This is a genomic window from Massilia atriviolacea, from assembly GCF_003953935.1.
In the GTDB taxonomy this organism is placed as follows: Bacteria; Pseudomonadota; Gammaproteobacteria; order Burkholderiales; family Burkholderiaceae_D; genus Telluria_A; species Telluria_A atriviolacea.
This window is the reverse complement of record NZ_RXLQ01000012.1, coordinates 1-16,086: the sequence shown is the minus strand read 5'-3', so window position 1 is coordinate 16,086 and position 16,086 is coordinate 1. Positions and strand designations below refer to the sequence as shown.

Annotated in this window: 14 protein-coding genes and 1 pseudogene; 8 read left to right on the top strand and 7 right to left on the bottom strand. The window is 61.4% G+C overall.

All coding sequences use genetic code 11. The annotated features are described in order from the left end of the window. Positions 1–704 precede the first annotated feature (704 nt). Both EJB06_RS21240 and EJB06_RS21235 read right to left on the bottom strand, forming a co-directional pair. Positions 705–1,145: a hypothetical protein gene (locus EJB06_RS21240; RefSeq protein ID WP_126076025.1), complete on the bottom strand. Its 441-nt coding sequence runs from the start codon at positions 1,143–1,145 to the stop codon at positions 705–707. 64 nt (positions 1,146–1,209) lie between these two features. Continuing rightward, a complete protein-coding gene (locus tag EJB06_RS21235) occupies positions 1,210–1,416 on the bottom strand; it encodes a hypothetical protein (protein ID WP_126076024.1) in 207 nt (68 codons plus the stop codon). Between the two features lie 409 nt (positions 1,417–1,825). On the opposite strand from EJB06_RS21235, the gene EJB06_RS21230 reads away from it, so the two are divergent. Continuing rightward, on the top strand, positions 1,826–3,724 hold the full coding sequence (locus EJB06_RS21230; RefSeq protein ID WP_307720467.1) for a methyl-accepting chemotaxis protein: 1,899 nt from the start codon (positions 1,826–1,828) through the stop codon (positions 3,722–3,724). 109 nt (positions 3,725–3,833) lie between these two features. Further along, on the top strand, positions 3,834–4,376 hold the full coding sequence (locus tag EJB06_RS21225) for a hypothetical protein (protein WP_126076022.1): 543 nt from the start codon (positions 3,834–3,836) through the stop codon (positions 4,374–4,376). A 1-nt stretch (position 4,377) separates the two neighbouring features. On the opposite strand, the pseudogene EJB06_RS21220 reads toward EJB06_RS21225, so the two are convergent. Then, positions 4,378–4,857 (bottom strand): annotated as a pseudogene (locus EJB06_RS21220) (DUF4424 family protein); the annotation flags it as partial. 232 nt (positions 4,858–5,089) lie between these two features. Further along, positions 5,090–5,518, bottom strand: a complete 429-nt coding sequence (locus EJB06_RS21215; protein WP_126076020.1) for a DUF4424 family protein — start codon at positions 5,516–5,518, stop codon at positions 5,090–5,092. Between the two features lie 30 nt (positions 5,519–5,548). Here EJB06_RS21215 and EJB06_RS21210 point away from each other — a divergent pair, with 30 nt between their 5' ends. From EJB06_RS21210 to EJB06_RS21195, 4 genes are all read left to right on the top strand, one after another. Continuing rightward, on the top strand, positions 5,549–5,962 hold the full coding sequence (locus EJB06_RS21210) for a very short patch repair endonuclease (RefSeq protein WP_126076019.1): 414 nt from the start codon (positions 5,549–5,551) through the stop codon (positions 5,960–5,962). A gap of 236 nt (positions 5,963–6,198) precedes the next feature. Continuing rightward, positions 6,199–7,485 (top strand): DNA cytosine methyltransferase, encoded by a 1,287-nt coding sequence (locus EJB06_RS21205; protein WP_126076018.1) that lies wholly within the window; start codon positions 6,199–6,201, stop codon positions 7,483–7,485. A 94-nt stretch (positions 7,486–7,579) separates the two neighbouring features. Next, the gene (locus EJB06_RS21200; RefSeq protein ID WP_126076017.1) at positions 7,580–8,392 is read left to right on the top strand and encodes an endonuclease; all 813 of its coding nucleotides are present in this window, start codon (positions 7,580–7,582) and stop codon (positions 8,390–8,392) included. Positions 8,393–9,670: 1,278 nt separating this feature from the next. After that, entirely contained in the window at positions 9,671–11,785 is a 2,115-nt protein-coding gene (locus EJB06_RS21195; protein ID WP_229427195.1) for a putative bifunctional diguanylate cyclase/phosphodiesterase, read from the top strand. On the opposite strand, the gene EJB06_RS21190 is transcribed toward EJB06_RS21195, so the two are convergent. The 3 genes from EJB06_RS21190 to EJB06_RS21180 are packed head-to-tail and all read right to left on the bottom strand — an operon-like array spanning position 11,782 to position 14,470. Continuing rightward, positions 11,782–13,665: an Lnb N-terminal periplasmic domain-containing protein gene (locus EJB06_RS21190; protein ID WP_126076016.1), complete on the bottom strand. Its 1,884-nt coding sequence runs from the start codon at positions 13,663–13,665 to the stop codon at positions 11,782–11,784. The two genes, EJB06_RS21195 and EJB06_RS21190, sit on opposite strands and share 4 nt — an antisense overlap. Then, the gene (locus tag EJB06_RS21185; RefSeq protein WP_126076015.1) at positions 13,662–14,033 is read right to left on the bottom strand and encodes a hypothetical protein; all 372 of its coding nucleotides are present in this window, start codon (positions 14,031–14,033) and stop codon (positions 13,662–13,664) included. The genes EJB06_RS21190 and EJB06_RS21185 overlap by 4 nt, the downstream gene beginning before the upstream one ends. Positions 14,034–14,038: 5 nt before the next feature. After that, positions 14,039–14,470 carry a hypothetical protein gene (locus EJB06_RS21180; RefSeq protein WP_126076014.1) on the bottom strand — a complete coding sequence of 144 codons (432 nt, stop codon included), beginning with the start codon at positions 14,468–14,470 and terminating at the stop codon, positions 14,039–14,041. 216 nt (positions 14,471–14,686) lie between these two features. On the opposite strand from EJB06_RS21180, the gene EJB06_RS21175 reads away from it, so the two are divergent. Continuing rightward, entirely contained in the window at positions 14,687–15,349 is a 663-nt protein-coding gene (locus EJB06_RS21175; RefSeq protein WP_198420883.1) for a hypothetical protein, read from the top strand. 49 nt (positions 15,350–15,398) lie between these two features. After that, complete coding sequence (locus EJB06_RS21170; RefSeq protein WP_126076013.1) at positions 15,399–15,989, top strand: hypothetical protein; 591 nt, start codon at positions 15,399–15,401, stop codon at positions 15,987–15,989. The last annotated feature ends 97 nt before the right edge of the window (positions 15,990–16,086 follow it).

Here is a 16,086-nt window from a genome sequence, read left to right as displayed (position 1 = left end):
GCCAGCGCGTGGACGCGGCTGCGCAGGGTGGCGCTGTAGGCGTCGGCGCTCAGGGCAAGCGCCAGTTCATCGACGCCATCGGCGACCTGTATGCCGATATCGTCGCTCGGACGAAGAAAGTAGGAGGCCGCCGCCGTCATGCGGTCGCCGAAGGTGAGGCGGAAGGCGTCGCTGTCGTGCGCGCTGTTCTAGCCCGCCACGCCAAGCTGGGTGGCCGGGGCCTGCGCGTGCGCGTTGCCGCCGATCGCTTCGACCAGCGCCAGCGAGGCCGGTATCGCCGCGCTGATGCCGGCGCTGGTGACGAGTTTGCCGTCGGCGACATAGCGCGTGTTCTTCAGCCAGGTCGTCTCAGGGAATGTCCTGGTGCGTGATTCGTGGGTGCTCCAGTGGCCGGCGGCGCGGCGGCCATGCCGTCCTGTGCGAAGGATGGGGCGAGGCAGGCGAGTGAGCCGAAGGATGCGAGGGAGGCGAGTGCGATGAGCACCAGCCGCGGAAATGCAGTCATGAGTCGAACTCCGGTAAGCCGTCGGATGGGGTTTCGGCCCGGATTGCCATGCATCCGGGGTGCGAAACCATCTTATGAGGCCGGAGCTTTGGCGTAAATGACAAAATACGGTCAATTTACGCCACGGGGCCGCGGGTGCTGCCCCGGACAAAAAAAAAGCCAACCGCGCGGGTTGGCGTTTTGGGGACCGCGTGCCGGATTACTTGGTGGCCGGGGTAGCTGGCGTTGCCGGCGTTGCCGCCGCGGTGACCACCGGTGCTGGCGCGGCGCTGGTCGCCGGCGCGGCTTGTTCCGCTGGCTTGGCGTCCTTGGTGGCCTTGGCCGCCTTGGCGTGCTTGGCCTTCTTATCGGCCTTCTTCTCGGCCTTCACTTCGGTTTTCACTTCGGTCTTGGTGGTGACTTCTTCCTTCACGCCGGCAGCCGCCTTGGTTTCCTTGACTTCGGTCTTGACCGAGTGGGTGTCCTTGGCGCCGTGGGCATCCTTGGCATCGGTCTTGACGACCGTGGTTTCCTTGCTGTCGGTCTTGACGACGTGCGCTTCGGTCTTTGCCGCCGGCGCTGCTGCCGCGGGGGCAGGAGCTTGGGCGAAAGCTGCGGTTGCGAACAGGCCGGTAATCAGGGTAGCGATGGTTTTTTTCATGATGTGGTTTCCTTGGTGTTGGTATAAACGGTTTATATTATTTTGTATGGTGGGGCTTGGCGGCTTACTTGACTGCTGCCTGAGGCGCCGGCTCGACGGCTTTCTCGACAGCCTTGACGGCCTGGGTTGGTGCTTTGACGTCGGCTTTGGTTTCAACCTTGACGTCGGCCTTCGCTACCGGTGCTGCTGGTGCCGGGGCCGGCGTTGGAGCTTGTGCAAACGCAGCGCTGGCGAACAGTCCGGCGGTCAGGGTAGCGATTACTTTTTTCATGGTCAGTCCTTTTTCTGGTTTGAGGTTCGGTGCACATTTGCCGTGTCACTGAGCTGAAAACGCCGCCCGCAACCGATGAGTTGACGGTCTTTACACGCGCTTACAACTTGCTGTATCTGCTTACAACTGGGCATCCTGAAACGGATTGCGTGGCATCCATGCAAATCTTGTCTTCCCGCCTAAGTAGAACTCCTGATGTGATTGTTGGATGGAAACATCATTTTCTAAAAAATAAGACTTGCTCGATTTTTTAGCGCGCAATCCATGTATTCTGAACATGAACCTGCGCGCTTCGATTGCGCCGCACGGCAGCTTTCCTCCTTATTTCCATTCTCCTGATATGAACACTTCACTCACCCGACCCCGGGCACTGATGGTTGGTGCCAAGTTAACGCTATTCACCATTGCCTTGATCAGCGCGATCTTCATCGCCTTCATCCTGTTCGTGGCGCACACCATGTCGAGCGCTATCGAAAAGCGCGCCAACGCCGCCGTCAACACCCAGGCCGAGGGCGTGGGCAACGTCATCGAAACCTTCAACCGCACGCAGCTGGCAAACATCGGCAAGTTCTCCAAGGTGTTCGCCAGCCTGTTGCCGGGCAAGTTCTCGGTCGACAGCACGCGCAGCGTGCAGACCGGCGCGGTGACGGTGCCGGCGATGCAGCACGACGGCGTCGACCTGAACCTGAATTTTTCCGCCGTCGACCGCTTCTCTGAAATGAGCGGCGGCAATGCGACCATCTTCATCCGCCATGGCGAGGATTTCGTGCGCGTGGCCACCTCGGTCAAGAAGGCGGACGGCGAGCGCGCGGTCGGCACCAGTCTCGGCAAGACCCATCCGGCGTTCGAGAAGATCATGCAGGGCCAGACCTATCGCGGCATGGCGGTCCTGTTCGGCAAGCCGCACGTGACCGAATACGTGCCGGTGCTCGATGCCGGCGCCAGGGTGATCGGCATCCTGTACGTGGGCGTGGACATTTCGCAGGACATCGATGCGCTGAAAAGCCTGATCAAGTCGCTCAAGGTGGGCGCGTCCGGCTACTTCTTCGTGTTGAATGCCAAGGAGGGCGAGCAGCTCGGCGACTACGTGGTCCATCCCGCGCTGGAAGGCCAGAAAGCGCTGGCGCAGCGCGATACCGGCGGACGCGCGTTTATCGGCGAGATCCTGCGCACCGGCAAGGGGTCGATGCACGTGGTGCCGGCCGGCGCGAAGGGCCAGCCCGAGCCGGAGCGCATCCTGGTCTACAGCACCAACAAGGACTGGAACTGGACCATCGTCGGCGTGGCCTTTGCCGACGAAGTGACGCATGAAGTGAGCAGCATGCGCCTGACCCTGTTCGTGGTGGGCGGCGTGGCCCTGCTGGGCTTTGCGGCGGCGCTGTTCTTCATCGTGCGCAAGATCGTCTCGACCCCGCTGGGACTGGCGACCGCCGCCGCCGCGCGGCTGGCCCAGGGCGACCTGACGGTGCGCCTGCACGCCAGCGCGCAAGATGAAATCGGCCAGTTGATGGAAGCGATGAACGGCATCAGCGCCGGCCTGGCCACGGTCGTGACCAGCATCCGCCAGGGGACTGGCGAAGTGGCGACGGCGTCGAGCGAGATTGCGTCCGGCAACCAGGAACTGTCGTCGCGCACCGAGCAGCAGGCCGGCTCGCTGGAAGAAACCGCGTCCTCCATGGAAGAGCTGACCGTGACCGTGCGCCAGAATGCCGACAACGCGCGCCAGGCCAACCAGCTGGCCCTGTCGGCTTCGGCCATCGCCCAGAAGGGCGGCAAGGTGGTGGCGCAGGTGGTCTCGACCATGGAAGCGATCGACGCGTCCTCGAAGAAGATTGCGGACATCATCAGCGTGATCGACGGCATTGCGTTCCAGACGAATATCCTGGCCCTGAATGCAGCCGTGGAAGCGGCGCGCGCCGGGGAGCAAGGGCGCGGTTTTGCGGTGGTGGCGACCGAAGTGCGCTCGCTGGCGCAGCGCTCGGCCCAGGCGGCCAGGGAAATCAAGGCCCTGATCGACGACTCGGCCGCCAAGGTCGCCACCGGCAGCGAACTGGTGACCAGCGCCGGCCGCACCATGGACGAGGTGGTGGGCAGCGTCAGGAAGGTCAACGACATCATGGGCGACATCGTGGCCGCGTCCGACGAGCAGAGCGCCGGGATCGGCGAAGTCAACCAGGCGGTCGCGTCGATGGACCAGGCCACCCAGCAGAACGCGGCGCTGGTGGAAGAAGCGGCTGCGGCGGCGCAAGCCATGCAGGAGATGGCGGCCGAACTGGAACGCTCGGTGCGTATTTTCAAGCTGGGGTAAGCAAGGGACGGGGCTGTCGACGGCGCGTCGTTTGTGGTAACGTTGGCAATATCCGAAACCGCCAGCCTGTCATCCCTGCCGATGAGGGAATGCTCACCAAAGGAGATGGATGACGATGCGCTCGATGGGCTTGATCTTTGCGGTGGCGCTCGGCGCTGGTGCTGCAGCGTCTGCGCGGACCGGCGTGGACAGCGTGTACACCAGCCTGGAGGGCAAGGCGTGCAGGAAAACCATCGATGACAGGACGACCGGTGCTTTCACCCTGACATGTCCGGGCCCGGGCAAGTTCGCACTGCAAGCGCTGGACGACGATGGCCGCAGTTCGGTGAACGTGGTCGCGCCGGACCGGCGCGTGTTTGCGTTGCGCTACTGGGACGTGGTCGCGCAGGGGTTTTCCTCGCTGGGAAAGACGGCGGAGTGGCGTGTAAGCAGGGTCGACGGCAGGATGGTTCCTGCCGCCTTGATCGTGCGCGTCAACGCGACGGATCAATCCGATCCCGAGCATCCGAAGCGCGTGGCGCTGCTGGCGGTGGCGCAGATCCGCGAGAACGCGGCGTGCGTGGTGAAAACGGTCGCTGCCGGCGCTGCCAAGGCCAACGCGCAGGCCAGGGCGATCGCCGACGGCCCGCGGCTACCCTGTCTGGGGCTGTAGCTCACTGCGCCGGCACGCTCATCAGGCCGGTGTAGTCCTCGCTGCCGTCGATATTGCCGAAGTCGACCGGCGGAGCGTCGGACGGCTGGGAATTGGACAGTCGCACCTGGAATGTATCGGCATCGATCTGTCTGGACGTGCCGGGAAAGCACAGGCTGACGATTTCTGCCGGATGTCGCTTGATTGCATTGAGGGTAAAGTTGTTGATGCCGCGCTTCCAGGTATTGCCGGTCTTGAGGATGTACGACACATGCTCGGCCTGCACCATATTGCCGGGTGCGCGCCGCCAGTTTTTTCCAAATGTTGACGAAGTCCGTGTCGGCGCAGTAGCGTGTTGCGAAATCCTCGCTCTGCCCCATTCGCCGGGACCGCGGGACACGAACGGCCGGTACGCATGGTGCACACGCACCACTTTCCCCATAGGAAACACCTGCTTCCAGATGTAGTTCACCTGCACATCCCAGACCGGGACGATGTCGCCGTCGTCGCCTTCCTCAGCAGGTGCAGGGTGGTCAGTTGCTGACGTTGCCTAGCGCTCGGGGACGCGACCTTGTTCTTCGGCGCGAAGCTGGCATTGAAGGCAATCTGGGCGTCGCTCAGGCCGAGCTGCTTGAGCTGGGCGGTGATGTCTTGGTTTGCGTGCAAGGCGATAACGCGGGTGCTGAAGTCGACCGCCTTGCCGTCGACCTTAATGACAACCCGGAACGCTGGCCTTAATAGGTGTCGCTTCCTTGCGTCATGGCAGGATAGGCTGGCAGCAGGAAGACGATAGTCTCTTTCACGTCGTTTGGGGATTTGTTGAGGAATTCGTAGTCCACGCGGATCAGGCTGGGGCTGACGTTGAGCATTTCCTTTTTCATGGCGATGGCATCGGTCTTGCGGAACACGATGACGTCGGCGCTGACGCCGGCAATGCCGTCGTTGGGCAGCGCCAGGACGGGAAAGAGCAGGGCGGCGAGAGTGGCTATAAGGGGAGTCGTGAGTGTGATTATGGCTGTGTTGTGATGGCGATGAATGGCTGTGGAGCCGTTGAGACGAGCGCAACTACCGGAAGCCGGTTGCGCGGGATACGACTCCGGTGCAGATGTCGCAATTACGTGCGTGATACAACGTACCGGACTTGAATTGCGCGGTACATTCACGCTCCGAAGAAGAGCTTAAGAGATTCCCGAATGGTAGATCGGTTAGACCCCCTCCGGAGAAGTCGTCTGATGCAAAAAGTCCAGACGAAAGACACAGGTCCCGAAAAAAAAGTTCGGTCGATCCTCCATGGGCTCGGCTATCGTTTTCGTTTGCACCGCAAGGATCTCCCCGGCACCCCCGACATTGTATTTCCGGGTCGTCGCCTCGCAATTTTCGTGCATGGGTGCTTCTGGCACGCCCATGGTTGTCGAAAAGGACAACCGCCAAAATCGCGCCAAGAGTACTGGCAGCCCAAGCTTCAAGCTAACCGTACGCGCGATATCCGGAATGTCGAGGCGCTTGAGCAGGCTGGCTGGCGCGTCGGCGTTGTGTGGCAGTGCGAGCTTGCAGACCACGCCGCACTTGTCGCGCATCTTGAAGGATTGCTCTCCGAGGACCGGTAGTCGCTTTCCTTATGCTGATCACGGGCGACTGATGCGGCTCAACCTGCATACGAATTTGCAAGCTCATGAAAGCCTCGAAACCTAGTATACTGTATAAATTCACAGTATTTTTAACGTTGCCTTGCTGGCTAGCATCGTCGCTCATGAGGTGGGATCGGCCGAAATCGATCGACTTTGCGTCCGGGACACGTTAAAATGCTGCGGTTTACAGATCAGTTTTCGGAGTGGAGAGCAACATGACACGACCAATAGGAATCGACCTTTTCGCTGGGGCAGGGGGATTGTCGTTAGGGTTCGAACAAGCAGGTTTCGATATCGCAGCCGCTGTCGAAATCGATCCAATCCATTGTGCGACCCATGAATTTAACTTTCCTACGTCGAGAACCATATGTGCAAGCGTGGTCGATTTATCTGGTGAGCAGATACGGTACTTGGCAGGGCTCGAGGATCGTGAGATCGATGTCGTGTTTGGCGGCGCGCCGTGTCAAGGCTTCTCGATGATGGGTAAGAGAGCGCTGGATGACAGTCGAAACCAACTGGTATTTCACTACGTGCGTATCGTGAGCGAGTTGCAACCGAAATACTGCGTTTTCGAAAATGTGAAGGGGTTGACGCTTGGAAAGCATGCGCAATTCTTGACAGAACTTGTTGAAGCGCTGGGTACTGCAGGATATAAGGTTTTGTTGCCTTATAAGGTCTTGAATGCAGCAAGGTTTGGAGTGCCGCAGTCGCGCGAACGGTTATTCCTCATGGCGGCGCGCCACGATCAAAAGATGCCGGAATACGCAGAGCCTTTAGACTTCTCCGTTACCGTAAGAGATGCAATCGCCGATTTGCCCGATGCTGACGATTTTAGCGTGCTTGAGGACTCCGATTCGGTCGAAGTAACTTGGGAGACGGAATCGGATTACGCATTAAAGTTGCGAGGCCTGGCAAAAGATGTTTCCGATTTCGGTTACAAACGTATTTTCGACCCTAATTTGTTAACGTGTAGTTTAGTAACCGAGCATACCGAGCAGTCGAAGACGCGCTTCCGGGAGACCACGCCGGGCAAGACAGAATCGATCAGCCGGTTTCTGCGCTTGAATCCGGACGGTGTATGCAATACGCTTCGTGCAGGCACCGATAGTGCGCGTGGCGCTCACACTTCTCCAAGACCGATCCATCCGATATATGCACGCGTTATAACTGTGCGGGAAGCTGCTCGACTGCATTCTTATCCCGACTGGTTTAGGTTGCACGCAACAAAATGGCACGGATTTAGACAAATTGGTAATAGCGTCCCGCCGTTGCTTGGGCGAGCGGTAGCCGCGTCCGTTGTGCGGGCGCTAGGGATTGTTCCGACCAAGCCTAAAAAGGTATTGAAATTGGGAGATCCCGCACTTTTGACGATGAATATGGGGCAAGCTGCTGCGTACTTCTCCGTTTCTCGAACTGTGATCGCTCAGCGCGCTAGAAAAGACGGGAAACGCAAGGATGCAGCGGAGAACTCTTTGCAATTGTTCGCCGAGATCGATGTTTAAGCAGAATTCGTCTCCATGTCATAAGAACATTTCGCACGGCAAATTTTTCTGTTAGGCTACAGTTCTTACAGCCTTTTTGCAAAGATGCCGGTATATGCCAAACTCGAAACCATCGAAAAAACTCAATCGATACCAAGCGATAATTGCGCGCGTTTTTTCAGATCACTATACTGAGTCTGCAGTCGAGTTCGAGTTTACTCGAGACGAAATCGAACATATCGCGCACTCGTTAGAAATTAAATTGCCAAAAAACCTTGGAGACATTTTTTATTCATTTCGATATCGTGCCGAATTGCCTGAAATTATTACTCGAACTGCATTGGAAGGGCGCGAGTGGATCATTCAGGGAGCCGGTCGATCTCGTTATCGTTTTAAGCAAGTAAGACTTAATCGGATAGTGCCCCGTGAAGAGCTTCTAACAATAAAAATACCGGACTCTACACCAGAGATTATAAATGCATACGCTTTAACGGATGAGCAGGCGTTGCTTGCAAAAGTTCGATATAACCGTCTGATAGATATTTTCTTGGGCATTACTGCATATTCTTTGCAGAATCATCTCAGGACGACAGTTTCCGATGTAGGGCAGATTGAGATCGACGAAATATATGTGGGAATTAATCGACATGGAAGGCAATTTGTCGTTCCGGTGCAGGCCAAGGGCGGTAGCGATAAGCATGGAGTTGTACAAACACAGCAAGATATTGTTTGCTGTGCGCAGAAATTCCCCGGATTAACCTGTCGGGCAGTTTCTGCACAATTCATGGCCGATAATCGGATCGCGATGTTCGAATTGACGGTTCAGGGTGAAGAAATCAAGGTCGTCGACGAGAAACACTATCAACTTGTCACCGCGAACTCAATCACTGCCGATGATCTGAGTCTTTACTCACAGCACGGAGACTGATCCTTGGAAATATTAAGTAGTCGCGTATACTCTCGAAAATCATTTGTCATGACCATGACCATGACCATGACTTAGTGGAAAATCATTCGAGCGTGCCATTTTATTTTTTTGCACTCTTGGTTGCTCGATTAGATAGGTAACGCGGAGGCTATCCTTTAGTTGCTTTTCGTAAAAATTCATGAAGTTGACGAACGAGATAGCGCGGCATGTACGATGATTTCTCCCCGTCGCCAGCAAGCTCTCCTCGTATCCATTTTAGGCAGATGGGCAGTCGGTACGCGTTTCGAAACCAATGCCACATCGTTGCCGATGAGATGTTCCTGAGGAAAAATAAGCAGCATTGAAGCTAGTCTCAAGGTGACGCATGCTTACTGCCTCTTTGCCTATCCTTATGTTGCACTAATACCGTCGGCACGGCTCGAAGTTGGACAAGAGACACGTTTAGATTAAACCGGCAACATCTGGTCGATCAGCGCTTCATCAGGCTCCAATTGCCCGCGTAGTATCCTCGAGGTCGTTACCTATCGATACCCCCTCAGCAAACCGGCTCTTGCCGCGTTCGGGTGCGTAGCATGTGACCCACCGATCTTCGGCGTTACATGCAGCATTGGGTTGTCCAAACTACCGCAGTGGGTTGTTAGCCGGGCGGAGCATCGCGTGAATAGCACCCGCCTAGTTCAAACCAGTTAATAACTGGACTAACGCCATTCGCCGCGCATCGAATGCACAATTCTTACATAGTCTCAACGCGTGCGGCATGTAAGTCGATGTGTGGCGAACCTATGTGTTCCTTGCGTGACGTAACGTACGGAAGAGGCCGGCTTTTCACGGCATTCTTGACACATCGACACCGCACAACCTCAACAGGAGCAAGATCATGGGTAAATATGTCATTGGCTGGATGCTGGGAATTCCGACCGTCGTACTGGTGGTTCTGTATTTCATCTTTAACTGATGTTCCGCCGCCGCACATGAAAACGCCACCTTCGGGTGGCGTTTTCATGTGCGGCGCGCAATGACGGAACTTTCCCATGGTGCGGCGATGATGGCGGCTGCTTTTTACTCCTCTCCACGTCGTGCCTATCGTAGTATTCAACGATGACGACCCACGCAAACCCTGCTCTGACCCCCGCCCCGATGTCGGGCAGCATGGGCAAAATAACACTGCGATGTTGATGTGTGACAACAGTTTTTTCCTATTCACACCGCAATCGTTCACGCTTGCCGTGAACCCGCCGATAATTCTATCTGGCACCTTCTACCGACACAGGATCTCCCTTGCAGTATCTCAACGGCACCTATCACCCGGGCTTGGTCCTGCTCTCCGTCTTTGTCGCCATGATGGCGTCCTACACCGCCATCAACCTGACCGGCCGGGTAGTGGCCACGCGCGGCCGCGCCAGCGTCCTCTGGCTGGCCGGCGGCGCGCTGGCCATGGGCTGCGGCATCTGGTCCATGCACTTCATCGGCATGCTGGCCTTCAGCCTGCCGATCCGCATGAGCTACGACATCGGCATCACCATGCTGTCCCTGCTGGTGGCGATCGGCGTGTCCGCGTTTGCCCTGCGCATCGTCACCCGCGCCAGCGTCAGCCGCATGCATTTTCTGGTCGGCGGCTTGCTGATGGGGATCGGTATCTGCGGCATGCATTACATGGGTATGCATGCCATGAACATGTCCCCGGCCATCGGCTACGACGCCGTCGGCGTGGCGGCCTCGGCAGTGATTGCCGTGCTGGCTTCGATCGTGGCGCTGTGGCTGGCCTTCACCCTGCGCGCCGGCACCAGCTGGGTAGCGCATGCCAAGAAGGCCGGCGCCGCCGTGCTCATGGGCCTGGCCATCATCGTCATGCATTACACCGGTATGGAAGCGGCGCGCTTCGACGCCGCCAGCGTTTGCACGTCCAGCGGCGGATTGGACGGAAACTGGCTGGCGCTGCTGGTCGGCGTCGCCGCCGTGTCGCTGCTGACCATGGCCTTGCTGCTCTCGGTCGTCGATTCGCGCCTGGCCACGCGCACGGCCAGCCTGGTCAGTTCGCTGCGGCGCGCCAACCGCCAGCTGCACCACCAGGCGCTGCACGACAGCCTGACCCGCCTGCCCAACCGCAGCCTGCTGGAAGACCGCATTCTGCAGGCCATCCACGGCGCCGAACGCTCGGGCAAGCGCTTCGCCCTGATGTTCCTCGACCTGGACCGTTTCAAGACTATCAACGATTCGCTCGGCCACCAGTACGGCGACAAGCTGCTGCAGGCGGTGGCGGCGCGCCTGAGCGGCTGCCTGCGCGCCAACGACACGGTGGCGCGCCTGGGCGGCGACGAATTCGTGGTGCTGCTGGGCGAGGTCGGGGCGCCGGCGGCGGTAGCCACGGTGGCGCAGAAAATGCTCGACACCATCGCCCTGCCGCTCGATGTGGAAGGCCAGGTGCAGAGCGTCTCGGCCAGCATCGGCATCAGCATGTACCCGGACGACGGCGCCAGCCTGCGCGAGTTGATGACCAATGCCGACAGCGCCATGTACCACGCCAAGAAGGTGGGGCGCGCCAACCACCAGTTTTTCGCGCCCGCCATGAACGCCGCGGCCGGCGCCCGGCTGGCGCTGGAGCGCGCGCTGCGCCAGGCGCTGGAAAACCAGGAATTCGAACTGCACTACCAGCCCAAGGTCGATGTCGCCAGCGGGGCGGTGGTGGCGATGGAAGCGCTGCTGCGCTGGCGCTGCCCGCAGCGCGGCATGGTGCCGCCCAGCGATTTCATCGGCGTGAGCGAGGAAATCGGCCTGATCATTCCGCTGGGCGCCTGGGTCCTGCGCGAGGCGTGCCGCCAGAACCGCGCCTGGCAACTGGCCGGCATGGCGCACCTGCGGATGGCGGTCAATCTGTCGGCCTACCAGTTCCGCCAGAAGGATTTGCCGGAGTTCGTCGCCGCCGTGCTGAAGGAAACCGGGATGGATGCGTCCTGCCTGGAGCTGGAAGTGACCGAAAGCGTGGTGATGCACAATCCGGCCGAGGCAGCGCAGATCCTCGACCGCCTGCATGCGCAGGGCATCCATATTTCGGTGGACGATTTCGGCACCGGTTATTCGAGCCTGAGCTACCTGAAGCAGTTCCGCCTCGATACGCTCAAGATCGACCGCTCGTTTGTCCGCGACATCAGTTCCGACGCCGACGACGCGGCCATCGTGCGCTCGGTCATCGCGCTGGCGCACAGCCTGCGCCTGCAGGTCATTGCCGAAGGCGTCGAAACGGAGGAGCAGCTGGCCTATCTGCGCGAACTCGGGTGCGACCAGTACCAGGGCTACCTGCGCAGCAAGCCGTTGCCGGCGGCGCAGTTCGAAGCCCTGCTGCGCAGCGGCGCCGCCGACACCCCGGCAGCCGCGCCGAAGATCGTGGCGCGCTAGTCGCGGCCCAGCACATCGCCCAGGCTGCGCTGGCGCCATTTGAGGCCCACCAGCAGTTCGGTGCTCCCGCGCGGCAGCGAGGTGCGCGCCGCGCCGATCGCCACCGATACATTGCGCGACAGCGCGAATTCGGCGCTGGCGCGCGCGCTCTGGCGCCGCAGGGTGGAGCCGGCGATGAATTTTTCGGCCTGCAGTTCCAGCTGCGCCGACCATTGCAGGCCCTGGCGCGTGAGCCCCGCGTTCAGCGCGGCGGCCAGTCCCGCACGGTGCGCCAGGCCGGCGCCGGCTTCCGCGCGCGCACCGGGCAGCAGCGAGAACACCGTGTCGCGTCCCAGCCGCCAGGCTTTGCCGGAATGGTAGGACAGGCTGGTGGCCATGCGGTCGCGCTGCGCGTACGGCTCGCTGCGGGTGGCCAGTTGCAGGCGCCACGCGCGCGGCTGGAACAGGGTCGAGGATGGAATCGCCGATTGCACCACCAGCCAGTCGACCCGCCGCAGGCGCGTCTGTCCGCCGCCGACCTGCAGTTCCGGATTGAGCACCGTGATCTCCGCATGCGGCTCGTAGCCGGGCAGGGGATTGGTCAGCGTGTGCTGGAACGCCGCGTATTCCAGGCTGGCGCTGGTGCGCCCGGCGCGCTGGCGCAGGCCGATGCCGGTCAGGCCGCCGTCATGGCCGTCTTCCGGCGTGGCCGGACTGGCGCGGCTGGCGAGCGGCTCGGGATGGTCGAGTTCGAGGCGGGCCCTGGTGATGGCGTTCAGGATCGCCTTGCGCGTGGCGCGCTCGCCTTCGTCGCGGTCGATCAGGATCGAGGCGTATTCGTAGGCCAGCTGCAAGGTGCCGGCACGGCGCGCGGCCGGTATCGTTGCGTTGGCGGCGCTGTCGGCGCTGTCGCTGCGGCCGAGCGCGATGCGGTGCGCGGCGGCGGCGTCCTGCGGCGGCACCCGCGCTTCCAGGTCGCGCACGCGCTTCGATGCCGATTGCCATACCCGGTGCCCGCCGAGCATGCCGGCGGCGCGCAGGGCGCGGACGGTGTCGACCGGCACCGTCACCTTGCCGAAGCGCTTGAGCAGGGCCGCGCGCGGGCGCGCCACGTCGATCAGGGTGAGCGTGCGGTAGGCGCAGTTCTCGTGCAGGAAGTCGTAGTCGAAGACGCCATCCTTGATTTCCCAGGTATGCAGGAGCAGCCTGCGCACCTCGTCCGGATCGAGCCCGAGTTCGTATTCGTGAATGTCGCGCCCTTCGTTTTCGGCATAGGTGCGCAGGCGGCGGTAGAAGGGCAGCTCGTCGGCCACGCCGGGAAAGCCGCCGAACAGGCCCTTGGCCACGAAGGCCAGTTCGCTGTCGCGCGCGTCGGTGCGGGCCGCGTAGTTGATCGTCGGGCTGAGCAGTTCATTGCCCGACTCGCGGTAGATCTTGAGGAAGGTGTGGCCGAAGGTCGACGAGGGGTTTTCTAGGAAGCTGGAGGCAAAGTCGATGCTGATGCGGCGGCCCGGAAAGCGCGCCAGCCATTGCGCCAGCTGCGGGCACTGGTCGAGGGCGCTGTCGGCGCCGCCGTGCCCCAGCCGCAGGCGCAGCCATTCGTAGCGGGCCGGAAAGCGGCAGGCGAAATCCTGGCGCCGCTCGGGCGCCTCCAGCGCCGCCAGGTCCGCCAGCAGCTCGGCGGCGGGCGAGGTTTTGCCTTCCGGCGAGAGGAAGAACTGTGGACGGTCCGCTTCGCTCAGCATGGCGCCGTCGCCGCGCTCGCGGTAACGCAGCAGGGCCAGCCAGGCCGGATCGGCGGCGATCCGTTCGGCATCGGGCGTGGTGACGGCGGCCAGGACGGGATGGCTGGCACCGGCGCTCAGGCAGGCGCCGGCCACGATCAGGCGCAGGGTTGTCATTGGGGGGGAACGGGGCAGGCGCGGCCGTTGTCGTAGTGCTGCGCCAGGCGCTCGGCGAACAGCCGCGTATCGGCGGCATCGGCCAGGGTGCGGCGCAGCCAGGCGAGTTTGAGCGCGTCGTCGGCGCAGTGCGGGAAATAGCTGCTCAGGGTATGCAGGTACGGCCCCTGCTTGCGGATCAGGTCGGCGCCGATGCGGCGCTGCGAAAACAGAGCAAAGTCGCGCAGGATGATGGCATCGGCGGACAGCGCCGCCGATGCCGGTACAGGCTGGGCGGCATCGGGAGCGAACTGGGCGCAGCCGCAGGCGGGCGCGCCGGCCTGCAGCGCGGCCACGGCCAGGGCGGCCAGCGTGCTCATGCCGCCCATGGTGCTTACCTGGCGACCGGTTGCAGGTCGATCATGTATTCGCCCGGGTCGTATTCGCGCGAGGCGCCGGTCGAGGTGTCGATGGAGGTGCTCAGCGGGCTGCCCAGGGCGATATTGCCCCACATCCATGGGTTCATCTTGGCGGTCAGCGGTACTTCGGTCGGCACGAAGCCGGCCTTCTGGACGAACAGGGCGCCGTGCTTGCGCGACAGGGTGACCGTCAGCGGCGTGGTGCCGACGGCAACCTTGTTGGTGATGCTGACCTGGCCCTGGCTATCGGTGGTCTTGAGCGCGGTGTAGACAGTGGCGCCCGCAGGATTGCTGGACACCTGGACTTGTTGGGTGGTGCCGGAGTTGATGGTACCGCAGCCGGTCAGGGCCAGCGCAGCGGCGGCGACGGCATACGCCGGCGCGAACTTCAGGGAAAAACGGGTCATCGTGAATCTTTCGGTGGTGCGGAGGGATGGTTGAAAGAATATCGGCGGAGTATTTATCATTGCCAATAAATCTTTCCATAAGGATATCATATGGCACGTATTTATCCAATAGTTGGTAGCCCATATCGCGGCTACTGTTGCTAACCGTGCTGTACGGCGGGGTATGGCGGCGGCGCGGTACACTTGGGCCCATCGGAAACGGCGGTCGAGGCGGGAATGCGCATGATGGATTTCAGTTCGTGGCAAGGGGCGATGAGCACCATCGTCGGATTGGCGGTCTTCACCCTGCTCGGGGTGGGCGTGCGCATGCTGATGATGCAGACCATCCAGCAGCGGCGCGAGCGCATGAACCGCCAGATCAACGAGCGCCTGAAAACCCTGATCGCCGCCTACCGCACCCTGGGCGGCTCGTTTACCGGGCAGCTGACGGTCGACCCGACGCACCTGCGCGACCTGCGCCAGGGCGCGGACACGGCCGGACCGCTCGACGGCCCGGTTAGTTCCGAGCGGTCGCGCCGCATCCGCGACGCGGTCGAAGCGGCCCTGGCCGATATCCTGCTGCTCGGCACCGAAGAGCACTGCCGCCTGGCCGGGCAGGCGGCGGCCGACCTGGCCGCCGGCCGTCCGATCCACACGGCGGACCTGGTGATCTCGCTGCGCAGCTTCATCCGCGCGGCGCTCGACCTGGGGCCGGTGCCGGGCGATGTCATCGTGCCGCTGCAGGGGCCGACGCGCGGGCAGGGGGCTGGGGCGCGCGGCAGGGGCGAGGCCGAGCGGGCGGGCAACAAGGGCGCCGACGGTCATAGGCAGGGCGGCGGCGGCATGGGGATGGAGATCGCCCCCGGCATGGCGCGCAACGAGGGCGACCGGGTCGTTTGATGCGGCCGCGCGAACGATAAAAAGGCGAATCGGAACGCAGGGCGATGTGATGGATCAGGCGGCATACACGGCATTTCTGGAGGCGCACAAGGAAGGCAGGAAGAGCGCCGCGACCGCTGCGCTGCGGACGTTCATCGCATCGTTCGCGTCGTCCGAGGAAAAAGCGGCGTGGGTCGCCGGGTTTCTGGAAACGCACGATCCGGAAACGCGCATCCGCCACGAGATCTACGACGCGTTGGTGCTGCCGGTGCTGGCGAAGGGCTACCATGCATCGGATGTCTGGAGCACCAAGTGGCTTGCCATGACCGTTCAGAACCTGTACCAGGCCAAGCATCTGTGGGCGCAACTGGACTTCGTTTCCGGGCATGCCTTGTTGCGATCATGGCGCGCGCTGGCGCCCGGGTGCGATGAAGCCCGGACCGCCCTGTTGAACAGCATGATCGACCTGTTCAGGTTCAGCGAGCACGAATGGCCGGAAGTCATTCTTTGCGGGATGGACGGCGCGACGCTGGAACAATGCCGGGAGATTGCGGATCAGCTTGTCGAAGCCCGTTCGCTCGATCGCGGCGGTATCTGGACGAGCTTCCTGGACGAATTCGAGGAAAAGCTGAGCGCTTATCAACAGCGTCTGCGGAGATAGACCTGGAGAAGGACTTCAGGTTCGACAAACAACAACGCCACCCGAAGGTGGCGCTCTGCGTATTCTTGGTGGCCCGGGGCGGAATCGAACCACCGAC

What these genes read in the sequence shown, in the direction of transcription:
- EJB06_RS21240 (WP_126076025.1), bottom strand. Translation starts at nt 1,145, where the DNA reads ATGAAAAAAACCATCGCTACCCTGATTACCGGCCTGTTCGCAACCGCA.
- EJB06_RS21235 (WP_126076024.1), bottom strand. Translation starts at nt 1,416, where the DNA reads ATGAAAAAAGTAATCGCTACCCTGACCGCCGGACTGTTCGCCAGCGCT.
- EJB06_RS21225 (WP_126076022.1), top strand. Translation starts at nt 3,834, where the DNA reads ATGACGATGCGCTCGATGGGCTTGATCTTTGCGGTGGCGCTCGGCGCT.
- EJB06_RS21210 (WP_126076019.1), top strand. Translation starts at nt 5,549, where the DNA reads ATGGTAGATCGGTTAGACCCCCTCCGGAGAAGTCGTCTGATGCAAAAA.
- EJB06_RS21205 (WP_126076018.1), top strand. Translation starts at nt 6,199, where the DNA reads ATGACACGACCAATAGGAATCGACCTTTTCGCTGGGGCAGGGGGATTG.
- EJB06_RS21200 (WP_126076017.1), top strand. Translation starts at nt 7,580, where the DNA reads ATGCCAAACTCGAAACCATCGAAAAAACTCAATCGATACCAAGCGATA.
- EJB06_RS21190 (WP_126076016.1), bottom strand. Translation starts at nt 13,665, where the DNA reads ATGACAACCCTGCGCCTGATCGTGGCCGGCGCCTGCCTGAGCGCCGGT.
- EJB06_RS21185 (WP_126076015.1), bottom strand. Translation starts at nt 14,033, where the DNA reads ATGGGCGGCATGAGCACGCTGGCCGCCCTGGCCGTGGCCGCGCTGCAG.
- EJB06_RS21180 (WP_126076014.1), bottom strand. Translation starts at nt 14,470, where the DNA reads ATGACCCGTTTTTCCCTGAAGTTCGCGCCGGCGTATGCCGTCGCCGCC.
- EJB06_RS21175 (WP_198420883.1), top strand. Translation starts at nt 14,687, where the DNA reads ATGCGCATGATGGATTTCAGTTCGTGGCAAGGGGCGATGAGCACCATC.
- EJB06_RS21170 (WP_126076013.1), top strand. Translation starts at nt 15,399, where the DNA reads ATGGATCAGGCGGCATACACGGCATTTCTGGAGGCGCACAAGGAAGGC.